The sequence below is a fragment of the Vibrio sp. 1562 genome (assembly GCF_033340155.1).
In the GTDB taxonomy this organism is placed as follows: domain Bacteria; phylum Pseudomonadota; class Gammaproteobacteria; order Enterobacterales; family Vibrionaceae; genus Vibrio; species Vibrio alginolyticus.
On record NZ_JAWOVY010000029.1, the window covers coordinates 1 to 18803 of the forward strand.

At 45.8% G+C, this 18803-nt stretch carries 22 protein-coding genes; 8 read left to right on the plus strand and 14 right to left on the minus strand.

Going from position 1 to position 18803, the window contains the following annotated elements; all coding sequences use genetic code 11:
* Positions 1 to 231: 231 nt before the first annotated feature.
* From fusA to fkpA, 8 genes are all read right to left on the minus strand, one after another.
* Entirely contained in the window at positions 232 to 2331 is a 2100-nt protein-coding gene (gene fusA / locus R7Z49_RS20795; RefSeq protein WP_005382794.1) for an elongation factor G, read from the minus strand.
* Between the two features lie 75 nt (positions 2332 to 2406).
* Positions 2407 to 2877, minus strand: a complete 471-nt coding sequence (gene rpsG / locus R7Z49_RS20800) for a 30S ribosomal protein S7 (protein WP_005382796.1) — start codon at positions 2875 to 2877, stop codon at positions 2407 to 2409.
* Positions 2878 to 2978: 101 nt separating this feature from the next.
* Positions 2979 to 3353 carry a 30S ribosomal protein S12 gene (rpsL, locus tag R7Z49_RS20805; RefSeq protein WP_004399892.1) on the minus strand — a complete coding sequence of 125 codons (375 nt, stop codon included), beginning with the start codon at positions 3351 to 3353 and terminating at the stop codon, positions 2979 to 2981.
* A 177-nt stretch (positions 3354 to 3530) separates the two neighbouring features.
* Entirely contained in the window at positions 3531 to 3806 is a 276-nt protein-coding gene (tusB, locus tag R7Z49_RS20810; RefSeq protein ID WP_054575286.1) for a sulfurtransferase complex subunit TusB, read from the minus strand.
* Positions 3807 to 3813: 7 nt separating this feature from the next.
* On the minus strand, positions 3814 to 4170 hold the full coding sequence (gene tusC, locus R7Z49_RS20815; protein ID WP_005382801.1) for a sulfurtransferase complex subunit TusC: 357 nt from the start codon (positions 4168 to 4170) through the stop codon (positions 3814 to 3816).
* A complete protein-coding gene (tusD, locus tag R7Z49_RS20820; RefSeq protein ID WP_005382803.1) occupies positions 4167 to 4562 on the minus strand; it encodes a sulfurtransferase complex subunit TusD in 396 nt (131 codons plus the stop codon). Before tusD ends, tusC begins: the two co-directional genes overlap by 4 nt.
* Complete coding sequence (locus R7Z49_RS20825) at positions 4559 to 5281, minus strand: transcriptional regulator (protein WP_005382804.1); 723 nt, start codon at positions 5279 to 5281, stop codon at positions 4559 to 4561. Before R7Z49_RS20825 ends, tusD begins: the two co-directional genes overlap by 4 nt.
* Positions 5282 to 5424: 143 nt before the next feature.
* Entirely contained in the window at positions 5425 to 6207 is a 783-nt protein-coding gene (fkpA, locus tag R7Z49_RS20830) for an FKBP-type peptidyl-prolyl cis-trans isomerase (RefSeq protein ID WP_017821751.1), read from the minus strand.
* 128 nt (positions 6208 to 6335) lie between these two features.
* Between fkpA and R7Z49_RS20835 the strand changes: the two genes are divergently transcribed.
* Complete coding sequence (locus R7Z49_RS20835; protein ID WP_005381457.1) at positions 6336 to 7322, plus strand: WD40 repeat domain-containing protein; 987 nt, start codon at positions 6336 to 6338, stop codon at positions 7320 to 7322.
* Positions 7319 to 7546 (plus strand): SlyX family protein, encoded by a 228-nt coding sequence (locus R7Z49_RS20840; protein ID WP_005381455.1) that lies wholly within the window; start codon positions 7319 to 7321, stop codon positions 7544 to 7546. The genes R7Z49_RS20835 and R7Z49_RS20840 overlap by 4 nt, the downstream gene beginning before the upstream one ends.
* A gap of 83 nt (positions 7547 to 7629) precedes the next feature.
* On the opposite strand, the gene R7Z49_RS20845 is transcribed toward R7Z49_RS20840, so the two are convergent.
* The 5 genes from R7Z49_RS20845 to kefG form a co-directional block, all read right to left on the minus strand.
* Positions 7630 to 8571: an isoaspartyl peptidase/L-asparaginase family protein gene (locus tag R7Z49_RS20845; protein WP_031779066.1), complete on the minus strand. Its 942-nt coding sequence runs from the start codon at positions 8569 to 8571 to the stop codon at positions 7630 to 7632.
* Positions 8572 to 8702: 131 nt separating this feature from the next.
* Positions 8703 to 9254, minus strand: coding sequence for a peptidylprolyl isomerase (slyD, locus tag R7Z49_RS20850; protein WP_005381451.1), 552 nt, complete (start codon positions 9252 to 9254; stop codon positions 8703 to 8705).
* Positions 9255 to 9346: 92 nt separating this feature from the next.
* On the minus strand, positions 9347 to 9547 hold the full coding sequence (locus tag R7Z49_RS20855; RefSeq protein ID WP_005381449.1) for a YheV family putative zinc ribbon protein: 201 nt from the start codon (positions 9545 to 9547) through the stop codon (positions 9347 to 9349).
* A 33-nt stretch (positions 9548 to 9580) separates the two neighbouring features.
* Positions 9581 to 11377, minus strand: coding sequence for a glutathione-regulated potassium-efflux system protein KefB (gene kefB / locus R7Z49_RS20860; protein ID WP_065274921.1), 1797 nt, complete (start codon positions 11375 to 11377; stop codon positions 9581 to 9583).
* Entirely contained in the window at positions 11364 to 11954 is a 591-nt protein-coding gene (gene kefG / locus R7Z49_RS20865; RefSeq protein ID WP_136977023.1) for a glutathione-regulated potassium-efflux system ancillary protein KefG, read from the minus strand. Before kefG ends, kefB begins: the two co-directional genes overlap by 14 nt.
* Positions 11955 to 12163: 209 nt before the next feature.
* On the opposite strand from kefG, the gene R7Z49_RS20870 reads away from it, so the two are divergent.
* From R7Z49_RS20870 to crp, 6 genes are all read left to right on the plus strand, one after another.
* Positions 12164 to 14083 carry an ABC transporter ATP-binding protein gene (locus R7Z49_RS20870; protein ID WP_042523641.1) on the plus strand — a complete coding sequence of 640 codons (1920 nt, stop codon included), beginning with the start codon at positions 12164 to 12166 and terminating at the stop codon, positions 14081 to 14083.
* On the plus strand, positions 14080 to 14568 hold the full coding sequence (locus R7Z49_RS20875) for a TIGR02444 family protein (RefSeq protein WP_033907158.1): 489 nt from the start codon (positions 14080 to 14082) through the stop codon (positions 14566 to 14568). The genes R7Z49_RS20870 and R7Z49_RS20875 overlap by 4 nt, the downstream gene beginning before the upstream one ends.
* A gap of 87 nt (positions 14569 to 14655) precedes the next feature.
* On the plus strand, positions 14656 to 15663 hold the full coding sequence (locus tag R7Z49_RS20880) for a hydrolase (RefSeq protein ID WP_033907159.1): 1008 nt from the start codon (positions 14656 to 14658) through the stop codon (positions 15661 to 15663).
* Positions 15664 to 15696: 33 nt separating this feature from the next.
* Positions 15697 to 15909: a YheU family protein gene (locus tag R7Z49_RS20885; protein WP_005382815.1), complete on the plus strand. Its 213-nt coding sequence runs from the start codon at positions 15697 to 15699 to the stop codon at positions 15907 to 15909.
* A gap of 125 nt (positions 15910 to 16034) precedes the next feature.
* The gene (locus R7Z49_RS20890; protein WP_005381434.1) at positions 16035 to 16904 is read left to right on the plus strand and encodes a phosphoribulokinase; all 870 of its coding nucleotides are present in this window, start codon (positions 16035 to 16037) and stop codon (positions 16902 to 16904) included.
* 240 nt (positions 16905 to 17144) lie between these two features.
* Entirely contained in the window at positions 17145 to 17777 is a 633-nt protein-coding gene (gene crp, locus R7Z49_RS20895) for a cAMP-activated global transcriptional regulator CRP (RefSeq protein WP_005381432.1), read from the plus strand.
* 136 nt (positions 17778 to 17913) lie between these two features.
* On the opposite strand, the gene R7Z49_RS20900 is transcribed toward crp, so the two are convergent.
* Entirely contained in the window at positions 17914 to 18705 is a 792-nt protein-coding gene (locus R7Z49_RS20900) for a DUF1338 domain-containing protein (RefSeq protein ID WP_053350708.1), read from the minus strand.
* Between the last annotated feature and the right edge of the window lie 98 nt (positions 18706 to 18803).

Genomic DNA, 18803 nt, shown 5'->3' on the forward strand with positions numbered 1-18803 from the left:
TGTTTTACCGTGGTCAACGTGGCCGATAGTACCAACGTTAACGTGCGGTTTCGTACGTTCAAATTTTTCTTTAGACACGATCGTGTTCCTTCCTAGTTATGATTCGTCGTGATCATTATTGATCGACGACGCGCCAGAAATTGTTATTTTATGCGCCAACGCCCGTTAGCGCAATATTTGGACGCCCTGATCTCGCAAAAAGTCGTAAACTTTTTGCAGTTCAATCGTCAATTAGTAACCACGCTCTGCAATAATTTTATCTGCGAAGTTTTTCGGCACTTCAGCGTACTCGTGAAACTCCATAGAGTAAGACGCACGGCCTTGAGTTGCAGAACGTAGATCAGTTGCGTAACCGAACATTTCGGATAGTGGTACTTGAGCACGGATGATCTTAAGACCAGCCACACCTTCGTCCATGCCTTCAATGATACCGCGACGACGGTTTAGGTCACCAACAACGTCACCCATCCAGTCTTCCGGAGTGGTTACTTCGACATTCATCATAGGTTCTAGAATCACAGGTTGTGCTTCTAGTGCACCTTTCTTGAATGCCATCGAGCCAGCGATCTTAAACGCCATCTCGCTTGAGTCTACATCGTGGTAAGAACCATCAAATAGTGTAGCTTTAATATCTAGTACAGGGTAACCCGCTAGAACACCACTATTCATTTGCTCTTCGATACCTTTCGATACCGAACTGATGTATTCCTTAGGAATCACACCGCCCACGATTTCGTCTACGAATACGAAACCTTCACCAGGCTCAGAAGGCTCAAGTTTGACCCAAACATGACCGTATTGACCACGACCACCTGATTGACGAACAAACTTACCTTCAACTTCCGCTTTACCACGAATGGTTTCACGGTAAGCAACCTGAGGTTTACCAACGTTACAATCAACGCTGAATTCACGCTTCATACGATCAACGATAATGTCTAGGTGAAGTTCACCCATACCGGAGATCAGAGTCTGACCTGATTCGTCGTCCGTTTCCACGCGGAATGATGGATCTTCCGCTGCTAGTTTACCTAGCGCGATAGCCATTTTCTCTTGGTCTGCCTTAGAACGAGGCTCTACAGCAATCTGAATAACTGGTTCAGGGAACTCCATGCGCTCTAGAATCACTTTGTGGTTCTGATCACACAGTGTGTCACCTGTTGTTACGTCTTTCAGACCGATAGCAGCTGCAATATCACCAGCGCGAACTTCTTTCACTTCTTCACGCTTATTCGCATGCATCTGAACGATACGACCGAAACGCTCTTTCTTCTCTTTTACTGAGTTGTAAACAGCGTCACCCGAGTTTACAACACCGGAGTAAACACGCATGAAAGTTAGCGTGCCCACGAATGGGTCAGTCGCAATCTTAAACGCTAGCGCTGAGAAAGGTTCGTTGTCGTCAGCATGACGCTCAACTTCATTTTCTCTTTCGTCGACACCTTTAATTGCAGGTACGTCAACAGGCGATGGCAAGAACTCAACTACTGCATCCAGTACCGCTTGAACACCTTTGTTCTTAAACGCACTACCACAAGTAGCCAGTACGATTTCGTTATTTAGTGTGCGAGTACGTAGAGCTTGTTTGAGCTCAGCTTCAGTCAATTCACCTTCTTCAAGGTACTTGTCCATCAGCTCTTCGCTAGCTTCAGCAGCGGATTCAACCATGTGGTTGCGCCACTCTTCAGCAAGTTCAATCATGTCAGCTGGGATGTCTTCGTAAGTAAACGAAGTGCCTTGATCGGCATCATTCCAGTTGATCATTTTCATCTTGATAAGGTCGATGACACCTCTGAACTCATCTTCCGCACCAACGTTCAGCTGGATTGGAACAGGAGTCGCACCAAGACGATTCTTAATTTGGTTCACAACGCGTAGGAAGTCTGCGCCCGCACGGTCCATCTTGTTTACAAATACCAAACGTGGAACGTGGTATTTGTCTGCTTGACGCCATACAGTTTCAGACTGAGGTTCAACACCAGATGAGCCACAGAACACAACCACAGCACCATCAAGTACACGAAGAGAACGCTCTACTTCGATAGTAAAGTCAACGTGTCCAGGGGTATCAATGATGTTTACGCGATGCTCAGGGAACTGTGCTTCCATACCACGCCAGAATGTAGTAGTCGCAGCGGATGTGATAGTGATACCACGCTCCTGCTCCTGCTCCATCCAGTCCATGGTTGCTGCACCATCGTGAACTTCGCCGATTTTGTGAGAAAGGCCAGTGTAGAACAGAATACGCTCAGTTGTGGTTGTTTTTCCTGCATCTACGTGAGCACAGATACCGATATTACGGTATAGCTCAATAGGAGTTTTACGAGCCACGATTGTATCCTCTTACTAAGGTGTACCTTAGAGTATAGAAAAGTGCTGCGAGAGAACCTCGCAGCACAGAAGGTATTACCAACGGTAATGAGCGAACGCTTTGTTTGCGTCAGCCATGCGGTGAACGTCTTCACGTTTCTTAACCGCAGTACCTTTGTTCTCAGACGCGTCTAGCATTTCAGCAGCTAGGCGTTGAGCCATAGATTTTTCACCACGCTTGCGCGCAGCTTCAACCAACCAACGCATAGCAAGTGCGTTACGGCGAACCGGACGTACTTCTACAGGTACTTGGTAAGTTGAACCACCAACACGGCGAGATTTAACCTCTACCGCTGGGCGAACGTTTTCAAGAGCTTCTTCAAAAATAGCTAAGTGGTCTTTACCAGACTTTTCAGCCATAGCATCTAGTGCAGTGTAAACGATTTTCTCTGCAGTAGATTTTTTACCGTCAACCATTAGGATGTTAACGAATTTTGCCAGCAATTCAGATTTGAATTTTGGATCTGGAAGGATCTTACGCTGACCAATGACGCGACGACGTGGCATGGATTTATCTCCGTTGTCTTCTTCAGGTTTTATCCAAAACTTTTCAGTTTTTTCAAAAAATTAAAAATAATTTAGTGTTTGGCCTTACTTAACGGAATCCATTAAGACTTAGGACGCTTCACACCGTACTTAGAACGACCTTGTTTACGGTCATTTACGCCAGCACAGTCTAGTGCGCCGCGAACAGTGTGGTAACGCACACCTGGAAGGTCTTTAACACGACCACCACGGATTAGAACAACTGAGTGCTCTTGAAGGTTGTGACCTTCACCGCCGATGTACGATGTAACTTCGAAGCCGTTTGTCAGACGTACACGACAAACTTTACGAAGTGCTGAGTTAGGTTTTTTAGGTGTAGTAGTGTAAACACGAGTACATACACCACGTTTTTGTGGGCACGCTTCTAGTGCAGGCACGTTGCTTTTAACAACTTGCTTTGCACGTGGCTTACGTACCAACTGGTTAATAGTTGCCATTAACTAGCTCCTGATTTACTTGAAAGTAAGCTTTGTGAAAAATCTATCCCCAACTGCCAATGCAGTTAGGGACGCAAAATTCTATGCAGCAGTGAGAGGTGTGTCAAGAAATATACGGATCTTTTTTGTTCAATTAGAACAATTCATCCGTAAAGCTTTGTCGACAGCAAATCTTGTTCAATCCCAAGTTAGGGATTTATCCTGTTTTGCTGTTAGTTCAACGAAGCCTGAATAATTCACAATCGTCAGCGATGGACTAATACGATTTGCAATACCGCGAGCTTGTGCATCGCTCTCTAACACAAATACGCTGCGGTTTTTTAGATGGGAAAGTGCTTTATGTTGCGAGTTAGCAGCGTACACTGCATCTTCTATAAGTAAGATGTCATCCTGTTCACTGCATAAAGGCATAGCGTCTTCTAGAGCAGAGACTGTTTTTATGATGTGTAACATAACTTCCTCAAAAAGACAGTAGCTTGCCAGCGTGTTGTAACTTATCTTTGAGCTGTTCTGAGCTTAACGCTTGGGCTTCAATGACTAAATCCGCTTGCGCCAAACCTCGCTGGGTTAACGACTCTGAACACACAAAGACTTGTTCGATGTCGTATAAATCGAAAAGCTTTAACATCGGCGCGTAATCTTTACTCAAAATATTGTTGGGGTCTTGCCCGAGTAGAAGCTGGTATACCCCGTCACCCATGAAAATGACGCTGATATCTTCACAGTAAGCCGACGCGGCTAACAGTGCATCCACACCTTCACGACCAGCTGCACTGCCATGTGGCGCACTACGAAATAGATAAGTTAACTGACTCAAAACTGTACCACTCTGTCTTGGGTTAACATCGCTTCAGCTAGGCTACCTAAGCCTGCTTGTTCAAAACCATCGGCTAGATTGTTCTGTACCAAACCATGTTGATTTGCTTCTTCTTCACTTACAATCCCGCGACGCAAAGCGGCCGCGACACAAGTTTCTAGGCGAACACCATGCTCTTTAGCCAAAAACTGCCACGCCTTATTGAGATCAAACTCATCGTTGGCTGGCACACTCAAAGCAGTACCATTAGTCACACCATCTTGATAAAAGAAGACGCTCACTAGCTGATGGCCTTGCTCTATCACCGCTTTGGCGAACTGATAAGCACTGCGCGCTGACTGGCTGCCATAAACGGGACCATTCACCACTAACGTGTAAGTCAGTTTGCTCACCTTTCATCATCCTCGGTTTTACGTTGACGAATGTACAAGTAAACGGTGTGTTTTGAAATATTAAGGCGATCCGCGACACGGTTGATGGCATCTTTAATATCGAAGATACCTTTGTCGTACAACTCCATCACGATCTGGCGATTTTTGGTGTTGTTAGACACGGACTTATCCGCATTGATCTCTTCGATGGTGCGTTCAACAGTTTGGTCCACCAGCTCTTCTACATCACTAGCAAAGTTGACCGAGGAAGCCGCTTCTTTCGCTTCTTGCGTCGGCATGAAAGACTGAAGGACTTGCGAGAAAGGCGCATCCAAGTTGACGTTGATACACAACAAACCAATCACGCGATTTTCGCCATTACGAATGGCGACAGTAATCGACTTCATCAACACGCCACCTTTTGCACGGGTAAAGTACGAACGTGAGAAGTTGCGCTCCGAGCCTTCGATGTCTTTTAGCATCTTAAGCGCTAAATCGGTGATTGGTGAGCCGACTTGGCGCCCCGTGTTTTCACCGTTAGCGATTTTAATTGCAGAGGTATTTAAGTCTTCTAGAGAGTGAAGAACGATTTCACAAAATGGACCTATCAGGCTGGCGATACCATCCACGACCGCCTCATAAGATCTTAAAATGATTTTGTCGTGCTCGGTAAACGGCATCACGTTAACGGATTCCATTTCGAGCAACATCTCCGCGTTTATTGTTTCTGTAGTTGTCATAAGCCTTCGAGCGAAAAATCAACAAATTGGTGTAAGTTTATCAGAAAATTTGAAAAGCAACCTAGCAAACTCACCAACTAGTGACCTAGAACAAAAAAGGCCCGTTAAACGGACCTTTTTCAATAACTTATCGCAGCTTATTGTTATTGCTCTGCGTTGTCGTTCTCAACTTTTAGCAGCTCAACTTCAAATACTAGCGTTGAGTTAGCAGGAATGCTTGGTGTGTCTTGGTCACCGTATGCTAGCTCTGGCGGGATAACGAATTTGAATTTAGAACCCACAGGCATTAACTGAACACCCTCTGTCCAACCTGGGATTACACGGTTAAGTGGGAACGTTGCAGGTTCACCACGATCGTATGAGCTGTCGAACTGAGTACCGTCGATCAGAGTACCTTTGTAGTGTACTTGAACCGTATCAGTGTCTTTTGGCTTCTCACCTTCAGCTGGTGTCATTACTTGGTATAGAAGACCTGTATCTGTCTTCACTACGCCTTCTTGCTTCTCAAACTCAGCTCGGAAATCATCGCCAGCTTTTTTCGCTTCAGCTGCTTTCTCAGCCGCTTGTGCTTGCATCTTTTCTGCAACACGCTTGTCTAGAGATTCTAGTGCTGCACGTGTTTCTTCTTCATTCAATTCAGCATTGCCTTTGAAGACGTCTTCGATACCTTTTAGTACCAAATCTTTGTTAAGATTAATGCCGATTTCGCTTGGCTTGTCGATGCTTGTGCTTAGGTAGTTAGCAAATGAAACACCGATTGCGTATGCCGCTTTGTCGTCGTCGGTTTTAAAGTGAACCGCTTTACCGGTTTCTGCTTGAACTTGTTCTGCTTGAGGTGCGGTTTCTGTTTTAGTTTCTTCTTTCTGACAACCTACCGCTAGCATAACTGTTGCAGCAAGTAGCGACACTTTTAAAACTGATTTCATTAAATTCTCCCAATAATGGCTCTGCCATTGGTTGTTGTGCACAAATCTTCTATGAGACTAGTGAAGACAATCGTTATACCAATATACTAGCTATATGTCTTAAGACACAAACCGGATTATTAGATGTGATGCAAAGAATTTTTCATTTATTCCTATATTTAATTGTCATCACCACGTTAAATGGTTGCTTTTTCGCCGAGCGTGAAGTGCAGCGTTGGCCGATAGAACCTCAAGGTGCGACGAGCTTCGCACTTAGCAGAGATGGACGGTTTGCTCTGCTCTATTCTCAACAACGTCATTTGATGTTGTGGGACCTAGAGCAAAACGAACAACTAGCCAATCTGGGTGAACTCGATGCCGATGCCAATGTGGTTTCCCATATCCGCATATCTGACAATGGTCGCTACGCAATTACAGCAAGCCAAATGAACTTCGCAGTTTGGGACCTAGGCTGGACGCAATCCGAAGGCCTTTGGTCTATCTCTGATGCGCTCATTCGCGACGTTGATATCACCAGTAATGGTGAACAAGTTCTGCTTGGGTTATCCAACGGTAAAGCAATTTATGTCAACTTAGTCACCGGGCGTCGCATGGAGTTCCTTGCGCATCGTGAAAAAGTCAATTCCGTGGCCATTTCTCCTAATGGGCGCTTCGCCCTAACCGGAGGTAATGACTATAAAGCGTATCTGTGGGACACCGAAACCGGACAAGTACTACGAACCTTCGAACATGAACAACGAATTGTTCGCGTGGCCCTGCAAAGAGATGGAAAATTAGCAATGACATCTGATGGCGGAAACCAAGCGATTGTTTGGGATTTAAAAACTGGACAAGAAGTCACACAGTTGAGCAGTTGGTCACGCCAATTAATTTTCTCTACCGCACGATTTTCTGACGACGGGACTCAACTAGTCACAGGAAGCCCTTCTGGCCGTGTGTCGATATGGGATACTCAAACCGGAAAACGAATGAGTGGATTTGAAGTGGAGCCCAAAAAAGACACTCGCCCTCCCCGTGCGGTCGTGTATGATGCAGCCTTTGATTCAAAACAACGCGTAATTACTGCTACTTCAGCAGGTATTGCCCAAGCTTGGCAGTTAGAGAACGGATCATGACAGAAAAAATCATTCAGCAATTGGAAGCACGCATTAATGACTTAGAATGTCAGCTTGCGTTCCAAGAACAGACTATTGAAGATCTGAACGGCGCTTTATCGCAGCAACAACTGCAAATTACCAAGATGCTCGATCAGATGAAATATGTGGTAGGTAAAGTAAAAAATATGGACTCGTCGAATTTAGCCGATCCGTCAGAAGAAACCCCACCACCGCATTATTAAAATGCAGGCTCAAATAGCATAAAGCCCAGAACATGTTCTGGGCTTTGTTGTATTAATTACTTAAGAAGGTACTCAAGAGGAAGCTATTCGTCGGCGTAGATTTTAACGCTCAGCTCGCCTTGCGTATTAATGCCTGCTCGGTACATGCCAGAACTGTTCATCGCAAAGTGCATCTCACCTTTAGCATCAATGGCAATCAAACCGCCCTCTCCGCCCATCTGTTTGAGATCACCTTGGATAATGTGTTCACAAGCCGTATGAATATCTTCTTGTAAGTAACGCATACGTGCTGCAACGTCTTCCGCAACACGTTTACGAATAAAGAACTCGCCGACACCCGTAGTGGAAACTGCCACGACGCCATTTTCGGCCACCGTACCACAACCAATAAGAGCAGAATCTCCGACTCGGTTGTATTTCTTATTCGTCACGCCACCCGTACTGGTGGCAGCGGCTAAGTTGCCTTGTTGGTCCAATGCCACCGCACCAACCGTACCGTGCTTACGGTCATCTGGGTAACGAGATTCCGACAAAGCAAACAGTCCTTTCTCACGCATAGACAGCAACTGCTCATAACGGCGATCAGTAAAGAAGTAATCTTGCTCGGTATACTCATGGCCTTGCTCAAAAGCAAACTTCTCTGCGCCCTCACCCACCAACAGCACATGATTGCTGTTTCGCATCACGTCACGAGCGAGCTCAATTGGGTTTCTGATATGACGAACACCGGCAACAGCACCTGCCGCTTGGTTTCTACCATCCATTACAGAAGCGTCCATTTCGACCATTTCGTTGTTGGTCAGCACTGAGCCTTTACCCGCATTAAAGTTAGGAGAGTCTTCCAATACTTTCACTGCCGCTACGACGGCATCTAAGGCTTCACCGCCCGTTTCTAGAATTTGATGTCCCGCTTTTACCGCAGCTTCTAAATCCGCCAAGATGGATTGTTGCAGCTCATCGCTCATCTGTTCACGCAAGATGGTGCCCGCACCACCATGAATGGCAATCGAGAAAGGTTTCGTCATCACTTTGTCCAACTGTTATTCCTTGTATGGTTGGCACTACACCTTAGATAAACAAAAAGCGCAAGTTGAAAACTCAACTTGCGCTTTTCAAAGCTTTGCTAGATAAGATTATCTAGTGAAGGAGCTTATGATTAGTGAGAACCACAGCTACCGCCGCCACAGCAGCCGCCTTCTTCTTCGTGATCGTGGTCATGATCGTGACCACCACAACAGCCACCACCTTGGTGGATGTGACCGTGTTCGATCTCTTCTGCTGTTGCTTCACGTGTAGACATAACTTCTACTTCGAAAGTTAGTGTTTGACCAGCTAACATATGGTTACCGTCAACAACCACTTCGTTGCCGTCAACTTCTGTTACTTCAACAGGGATTGGACCTTGGTCAGTGTCAGCTAGGAAGCGCATGCCCACTTCGATTTGCTCAACGCCTTGGAACACGTCCGCAGGAACGCGCTGTACTAGCGCATCGTTGTGCTCACCGTAAGCTTCTTCAGGAGCTACCGTTACTGAGAACTTGTCGCCAGCCACTTTACCTTCAAGTTCTTTTTCAAGACCTGTGATTAGGTTGTTGTGACCGTGAAGGTAATCTAGAGGTGCTTCTGCTGTTGATTGATCAACAACGACACCGTCTTCCATCATTACTTTGTATGCAAGGCTTGCAACAACGTTCTTTTCAATTTTCATACTAACTCCAGGGAGATTAATTGACTTAACCTGAATGGGGTTAAGTACTGAGATATCTGGGTGTATTATGGGGATCAATTATCGAAGTTCAATTACTCCGGCTTAAAAATTCCGATCATTTCCTGATCCGAGTGTTTATTTTTCTCTACAGATTGTGGTTTGCGCTGCTCTGTAAACTCACACTCGACACACTCAACTAATTCGATGTTATTTTCAATCCACCAGCGCAGGGTATCTTGCTGGCTGCAATTTGGGCAGCTAGCGCCGGCAATAAAACGTTTCTTGATTTTCACGCTATTTCCTTAGCTTGAGTCTTGGCTCAAGTACTACTTCCAATGATTAGGTGACTGATGGTCGCTCTCCATTTCACGACCAAATATTTCTTCTAGCTCTTTGCGGGCCTCTTTCGCTCTTTGAGCTAATTTCTTATCTTCATTGTGTTGAGGCAATAAGTCCTTAAGCATAGCATTATCTAACTTGCGAAAATGTGCTTCTGCCCGCTTTGCTTGATAAGGATGCATACCCAGTTCTACGAGCGCTTGGCGACCGAGATCTAGTGCCCCTAGAAATGTTTCACGAGAGTAATTCTCTACACCATGACTCATTAACTGGTAAGCCTCGACACGGCTTCTTGCTCGGGCTAACAACTTAAGTTTCGGGAAGTGCACGCGACAAATGTCCACGATGGCCATCACCTCATCAGGTGAATCAGTACAAATAATCAATGCTTCCGCTTTATCAGCGCCAGCAGCCCTCAATAGGTCAATTTGTGTAGCATCGCCATAAAACACTTTGTAACCATACTTACGTAATAGGTGGATTTGGCTGGCATCACTTTCTAATACTGTCACTTTGATTTTATTGGCATACATTAAACGTCCGACGATCTGACCGAAACGTCCAAAGCCTGCAATGATAACGCGTGGTCGGCGATCCACGACTTTCGTGGTCATGCCCTCTTCTTCTTGATTCAGGGTATGAGCAAACCACTTCTTTTGTCCCATCAGCAAAAGAGGAGTCGTCACCATGGATAGACTGACCACCACCAACAGAAACGCCACTTGCTCTTTGGACAAAATGCCCTCTTGGCTCGCCGCGGTAAATATGACAAAGGCAAACTCACCGCCTTGGCTCAAAATTGCAGCCATACGGCTTCTCGCTTTGGCTCCGACACGGGCAGCTCTCGCCAATGCATACAAAACCAAACCCTTAACCACGACCAAAGCCACCACCGCACCGAGAATCTCTAAAGGATGTAATGCCAATAACCCCAAGTTTACCGCCATGCCCACCGCAATAAAGAATAACCCCAACAACAGACCTTTAAATGGCTCGATAGCGATTTCCAACTCATGGCGATACTCACTCTCTGCCAGCAAAACGCCTGCTAAAAAAGTCCCCAATGCCATCGAAAGACCGAGCTTTTGCATCACGACCGAAATGCCAAGCACAACTAAAAGTGCAGCAACGGTAAAGAGTTCACGAACGCCGCTCATCACGACAAAACGAAATAGCGGACGTAGTAAAAAGTGACCACCAATCAACAGTGCTACCACATTGCCTAAAATAGTGAAGACATCCAACCAACTTCCACCACTATGCCCGCCTGCTAGCAAGGGCAACATCGCCAGCATCGGGATCACTGCAATATCTTGAAAGAGCAGCACCGCAAAACCAGATTGCCCCGTTTCGGTACCATTAAGCCCTTGCTCTTCAATGACTTTAAGCGCAATCGCCGTCGAGGACAGCGCCAACCCCATCCCGATCACTAAACTCACTTGCATGCTTACGCCAAACATACTGACGACACTACCAATCACGGCGGTCGTGACCACAACCTGCGCACCGCCTAAACCTAAAATCGGCCCTCGCATCTGCCACAATTTTTTAGGGTTTAATTCCAGCCCTATCAAAAACAGTAACAACACAACCCCAAGCTCGGCAAAATGCAAAATGGCATCAACGTCGCTAATTAAGCCAAGCCCCCATGGGCCAATCAACACACCAGCAAGTAAATAACCTAAAACCGAGCCAAGCCCAAGGCGCTGAGCAATCGGCACCGCAATAACCGCAGCCGAAAGAAAGACCACACTGCTTTGAAGAAACTCACTAGTGATCGCCATACTGACCTCCTCGATCTGCCGCTTGCCAGTTTTCAAGTGGGTTACTCAGCCATCCACGGTATAACTCGGCATGTTCGTAGCGTTCAATATCCGAAACATTTCTTGACCAATACAACACCAGAGGTTCAATCCAGTGCATTTGGCATAGGGCTGCCGTCAGTTCAAACGGTTGCAAGATTTGCTCAAGTGGGTATTTGTTGTACCCCTTCGCGCTGAAGGCTTCTTCTTTACCACCTGTTGTAATGACACTGCGCCAGTATTTTCCTTCTAGAGCCGCACCTCCGCCAAACGCAAAGCCTTTACCTAACACTCGGTCTAGCCACTCTTTTAATAGGGCTGGACATGAATACATATAAAGTGGGTGGTGAAATACGATCACATCGTGAGCGAGCAACAACTCATGTTCGTAATTCACATCAATAAAGAAATCGGGGTAAACACCGTAAAGATCGTGCACAGTGACATGATCAAGCGACTGAGCTTTTTTTATCATCACTTGATTGGCAATCGAGTTATGTGGCTCTGGATGAGCATAAATGACCAGAACTTTTGGGAGAATAGACGGTGCAACAGCCAAATGGTCGTCCTTGTGGTTATTTTTATCCGTTATCAAATTGTTATACTTTTTTGTACAGCATAATGCAATTAAAGCGAATCAATCGACTTTTCCGGTCAATACCCCTACTATTCACCGCTAGATATATACCCAAGTGGCTTTAAAAACGATTGAAACCACTTCGCTATGTAACCAAGCAACGCGCACTGCGCAAAGTGAATGAAAACTTTATGATTACCTTCTCTGATATTCAGTTACTGCGTGGCGGTAAACCTCTTTTAGACCAAGCTTCTGCGACTATTCACCCTGGCGATAAAGTCGGTCTTGTGGGCAAAAACGGCTGCGGTAAATCAACGCTGTTTGCCCTACTGAAAGATGAACTGTCAATTGATGCTGGCTCATTTAGCCAACCTCAACACTGGGAGTTGGCCTGGGTCGCACAGGAAACGCCTGCGCTAGAGCGCACTGCACTGGAATACGTCATTGATGGTGATCGCGAGTACCGAGCACTCGAAAAGCAGTTGGCTGAAGCAGAAACACAAGACAACGGAACCCTAGTTGCCGAGATACACGGTAAAATTGAAACCATTGGTGGTTACAGCATTCGCGCTCGCGCGGCAGAACTGCTCGATGGTTTAGGGTTCAGCCAAGAGCAAATGAGTTGGAGTTTGACCCAATTCTCGGGTGGTTGGCGTATGCGTCTTAACTTGGCTCAAGCGCTATTGTGTCGTTCTGATCTACTGCTACTCGACGAACCAACCAACCACTTGGATTTGGATGCGGTAATGTGGTTAGAGCGTTGGCTACAAAACTACCCTGGCACGCTGATTCTGATCTCGCACGACCGAGACTTCCTTGATCCAATTGTTGGTCGCATCATTCACATCGAGAATCAGCAGCTGAACGAATACACGGGTAACTACTCGTCATTCGAAAACCAACGTGCGCAAAAAATGGTGTTACAACAAGCGATGTTTGAAAAGCAACAGAAGCAGATGTCGCACATGCAAAGCTACATCGACCGCTTCCGTTACAAAGCATCAAAAGCACGCCAAGCCCAAAGCCGTATCAAAGCTTTGGAGCGCATGGAAAAAGTACTGCCAGCTCAATTCGATAACCCATTTAGCTTTCAATTCCGTGAGCCAGCTGCGCTGCCAAACCCAATCATGATGATGGATGAAGTATCTGCAGGTTACGGTGACAACCTCATCTTAGAGAAGATCCGCTTGAACTTGGTTCCTGGCAGTCGTATTGGTCTACTCGGCCGTAATGGTGCGGGTAAATCGACATTAATCAAGCTGCTCTCTGGTGAACTTAACGCGCAAGGTGGTGACCTAACTTACTCACAAGGCGTGAAAATTGGTTACTTCGCTCAGCACCAGTTAGAAACGCTTCACCCTGAAGAAACACCGCTGCAACACATGATGCAAATCGCACCCGATCAAACCGAACAGCAGCTACGTGATTACCTAGGTAGCTTTGGCTTCCAAGGTGACAAAGCACTAGAAAAAGTTGCGCCGTTTTCTGGTGGCGAAAAAGCCCGTTTGGTATTGGCTTTAATTGTGTGGCAAAAGCCAAACCTGTTGCTACTTGATGAACCAACCAACCACTTGGATTTGGACATGCGTCAGGCATTGACGATGGCACTGCAAACGTTCGAAGGTGCAATGGTGATTGTTTCGCACGACCGCTATTTACTGCGCGCTACGACCGATGACTTGTATTTAGTGCATGATCGACAAGTTGCTCCGTTCGACGGTGATTTAAATGACTATTATAAATGGTTAACCGAACAACAAAGAGCGGAACGCAAAGAAGCGCAGGCTGCGCAGCCAAGCAAAGATACGGCCAACAGCGCAGCTGCGAAGAAAGAGCAAAAACGTCGCGATGCAGAGTTTCGAAAACAGACAGCGCCAATTCGCAAAACGCTGACACAACTAGAAAATAAAATGGATAAGTTAGGTGCTGCACTGGCCGAAGCTGAAGAACAATTGGCGGACAACTCACTGTATGCGGCCGAAAATAAAGCTAAACTTAACCAAGTGTTGGCACTTCAAGCTTCTAGTAAGGCTGAGCTCGAAGAAATTGAAATGGAATGGATGTCTGCTCAAGAAACGTTGGAGCAGATGGAGCTAGAGTTTAATCAATGAGTAATCAACACGCTGAATACACACTCACCCTAGAACACCTTTGGCAGTTTAGTCTGCAATTTTATGGTGTGCGAGAAGTGAAAGAGGCGTGTTTATCATTACAGAACAACTACCACGGTAACGTGAACCTACTCCTGCTGCTCAGATGGCTCGATGAGCAGCAACTCATTTTCCAAGAAAAAGACTGGCCCTTGGTGCAAGACTGTCTAGGTAGGAGCGAAACTTTACTTCACTCCTTTCGCGACCTTCGTCGCCACCTTAAGTCTCAAGTCAATGACGCTTTGTATCGTGAGACCTTGCAGTTTGAGCTGCAACTAGAAAAGCAGCAACAAGCGGATTTGGTGGACTGCATTAACTCACTTGCACTACTCAAAAATGATGGTGACCCACTGACGTTGAGATACTGTCGTCAACTCGGTGGGGAGCATTTGCAGCAAGCCTTTGCTATTCCGGTGCCAAACATTCAACCACCAAAACGCCCATAAATCTGTAGAATACCTATAATCTTTATAAAGGATTATATTAATAAGTTCTTCAACGGACACCGAAGGACCGCATAAGAGCAGTTAGGTATGACACAATTTTTCGCAGCCGCCGGGATCAAAAACCCGCATCTCCAAACGCTTTTGCCGCGTTTTATTCGCAAAAAAGCGTTATTTACGCCGATTTGGCAAACCCTCGATACATCCGATGGCGACTTTCTCGATCTCGCGTGGAGCGAGGACCCAACCCAAGAGCCTGCACAAAAAAAGCCGATTTTTGTTTTATTTCATGGATTAGAGGGGTGCTTCTATAGCCCTTATGCCAATGGGTTAATGAATGCATTTGCTCAATCTGGATGGCTGTCGGTGATGATGCATTTTCGTGGCTGCAGCGGTAAACCAAACAAAAAAGCACGAGCTTACCACTCGGGTGAAGTGACGGATGCTCGTTACTTCCTAGAGCACCTTGAACAACGTTTTCCTGATAATCCCAAAGTTGCAGTTGGTATTTCTCTTGGCGGTAACATGTTGGCGAATTATTTAGCCCAATATAAAGATCACCCTATTTTGAATGCAGCGACTATTATCTCAGCGCCTTTAGACCTAGCGGCGTGTGCAAACCGTATAGAACAAGGCTTTTCAAAAGTGTATCGCCGTTATCTGCTTTCTTCACTGAAACGTAACGCGTTACAAAAGCATCATCTACTGCATGGCGAGCTTGCGCTGTCCTACAACTCAATAAAACGTGTCACACGATTGTATGAATTCGATGATTTGATTACCGCACCATTGCATGGCTTCAAAGACGCACAAGATTATTACGACCAATGCTCTGGCTTAAGTAAACTACAGCAAATCACGCTACCCACACTGATCATCCATGCCAAAGACGATCCGTTCATGACCGACGATGTGATCCCGAAGTTTGTTCTGCCAGATAACATTGATTACCGTCTCTTTGAACACGGTGGCCATGTTGGCTTCCTAACAGGAACGGCGTTAAAACCTAAGTTTTGGTTGGAGGAAGCGCTGCCCGCGTATTACGAAAGTATCGCCGCAGATTACCTTTCTGCTGTATCCAAGCAACGAACGCAGTAAACTAGCCGCTCATCATAAAAGTTAGAGGTATTTATGATCATTCCATGGCAAGACATTGCGCCGGAAACATTGGAAAACTTAATTCGTGAATTCGTCTTACGCGAAGGAACGGATTACGGAACCGTCGAGGTTTCTTTGCAAGACAAAATTGATCAAGTTAAAGCTCAATTGGAAAAAGGTGAAGCGGTTATCGTGTTCTCTGAGCTACACGAAACCGTCGATATTCAACATAAAACAAAATTTTAGACCCTTCACATTTTACCGTATCCCACTCGATGACAAGGTATTGTTACGTGCTATAGTGGGATATCGACCGTGCAGTAGTAACTCTACTGCACATTACAGGTAAGTAATTTTCGACAAGGTTTGTCATGTCAGCTAAACACCCAATTATTGCGGTTACTGGTTCGTCCGGTGCCGGCACGACCACTACATCTGAAGCCTTCCGTAAAATGTTCAATATGATGAACGTTAAACCCGCATGGGTTGAAGGCGATAGCTTCCATCGCTTTACTCGCCCAGAAATGGACATCGAAATTCGCAAAGCCCGCGAGCAAGGTCGACACATTAGCTACTTTGGCCCACAAGCTAATGACTTCCCGGGGTTAGAAGAGTTTTTCCGTAAGTTCGGGCATGACGGCACTGGCAGCGTGCGCCGTTATCTGCACACGTTTGACGAAGCGGTTCCCTACAATCAAATGCCAGGCACGTTTACACCGTGGCAAGACTTACCCGAAAACAGCGACGTGCTGTTTTATGAAGGGTTACATGGTGGCGTGGTCGATGGCGATGTTAATGTTGCTCAACATGTGGATTTCTTAATCGGCATGGTGCCGATTGTGAACTTAGAGTGGATACAAAAATTCGTACGTGACACTCGCGATCGCGGCCATTCGCGTGAAGCGGTAATGGACTCAATCGTGCGATCCATGGACGATTACCTCAACTATATCACTCCGCAGTTTTCTCGTACTCACATCAACTTCCAGCGCGTACCGACCGTTGATACTTCCAACCCACTTAATGCAAAAGGCATCCCTAGTTTGGATGAGAGTTTTGTGGTGATTCGCCTACGCGGTATCAAGAATGTCGACTTCCCATATCTGCTGGCCATGATTGATGGCTCATTCATGTCACGCCACAACACGATTGTCGTACCCGGCGGTAAGATGAGCTTTGCAATGGAGCTCATAGTTCGGCCTATCCTACAACAGCTCATCGAAACAGGGAAAATTGGCTAAAAACCTGCCTGCGAAGATGTTTACTTTTCATACCGTGATCATGTGCACAGTTTTGCTTACAAAATCTCAATCATGGCACGATTAAAATCAAGAAATCGTTTTCGAAAAAGGATACTATTTCTTACCGAAACACAAGAGAGCTTGCAGCATATAAAAAGTGCTCTTATTCTAGTAGGCCTAATTCAGGCTTAGCTAAAATATGGATAGCGCAAGCGTACCCTGCAGAGGAAGTGAGATATTATGGTTCTAGGTAAACCTCAAACCGACCCAACATTAGAGTGGTTTCTTTCACACTGTCATATTCATAAGTACCCTTCAAAGAGCACGCTAATTCACGCGGGCGAAAAGGCAGAAACTTTGTACTACATCGTTAAAGGTTCTGTTGCGGTTCTTATCAAAGACGAAGAAGGTAAGGAGATGATCCTTTCTTACCTAAACCAAGGAGACTTTATTGGTGAACTTGGTCTATTCGAGGAAGACCAAGAGCGCACAGCTTGGGTTCGTGCTAAATCTCCTTGTGAAGTTGCTGAAATTTCTTTCAAGAAGTTCCGTCAGCTTATCCAAGTAAACCCAGACATCCTAATGCGTCTTTCTGCGCAGATGGCTCGTCGTCTTCAAGTAACTAGCCAAAAAGTGGGTGACCTGGCGTTCCTAGACGTAACTGGTCGTATCGCTCAGACGCTTCTGAACCTTGCAAAACAACCAGACGCAATGACTCACCCAGACGGCATGCAAATCAAGATCACTCGTCAAGAAATCGGTCAAATTGTTGGCTGTTCTCGTGAGACAGTAGGTCGTATCTTGAAGATGCTAGAAGAGCAGAACCTAATCTCTGCTCACGGTAAAACCATCGTGGTTTACGGTACTCGTTAATCTCAAACTAGAGTGACACGAACAAAATTATAAAAGCCACCAATGGCAACATTGGTGGCTTTTTATTTGCTCATGACCAAATGAGATAGGGTGCAGCGAACACTAATGAGTAAGCTTAACAGGTTAACCCTAAAACTTAGCTATTCGTACTTTCAAAGATTTTGTCAGCTGAAGCGGCCACGAAACCTGGGTACAAATCACCATTTTCCATCGGATAGCGCTTAGCAAATTCATAAAACCCGCCAGGGATAATTTCAGTGCCTTCGCTAAAACGAACCGCTACTTTATCTGCCATGGTCGATGACTGCTCTAGCAACACCTCAGGAGTGCCCTTCACTTCACCACCATTTTCATTAATGGTAAACCCAGCGGTACGCAGATGATCGTTTACCTGCTTCACTTCTTCATATTCATTGAGCTGGTTAACGCTCACCGTGAAGTGGTTTGCTCCGTAACCATGCGCCGCAAGCCAAGATGCGTACTCACTTTCTTTAGCCAACGTTTGGTAATCAGCAAAGCTTAAATCCCACAAGCGTCCACCATGTAAGAATGCGCTATCGTTCAGCTTGTCAGCATCGACTTGTGCCACCAAATTTTTCACAATCTCTTGTAGCTCAGACGAGCACTCTTCAACTTTTAGCTCACTAATAAAGACTTTAGGTTGCTTCGGATCTGGGTGCTCATAGTGCTTAGCAACCAGCTTTTTGCTTTCGAAAACGTAATCACCACACGCCTTGTAACCAATAGCTACAAATGGCTTAGCTAGAGTTTCAATACCAAGAGGCGCGATATTGAAGGTACGTAAAGCTATATGATCATTAATCAGAGGCTCATCTTCTTGAAGCAGCTGATGCACTTTAGCCGCCGAAGGGCAAAGACGTTGAATGTAATCTTGCCATAGCGATTCAAATAACACATCGGGCGTCATAACGACTCCTTGTTACGAGATGTAGAGTTTAAAGGTAAGCGGAAGTTGGCTGCTCGTTCACAACAAAAGTTGTCCAGAATAATGAACGAGCAACCATC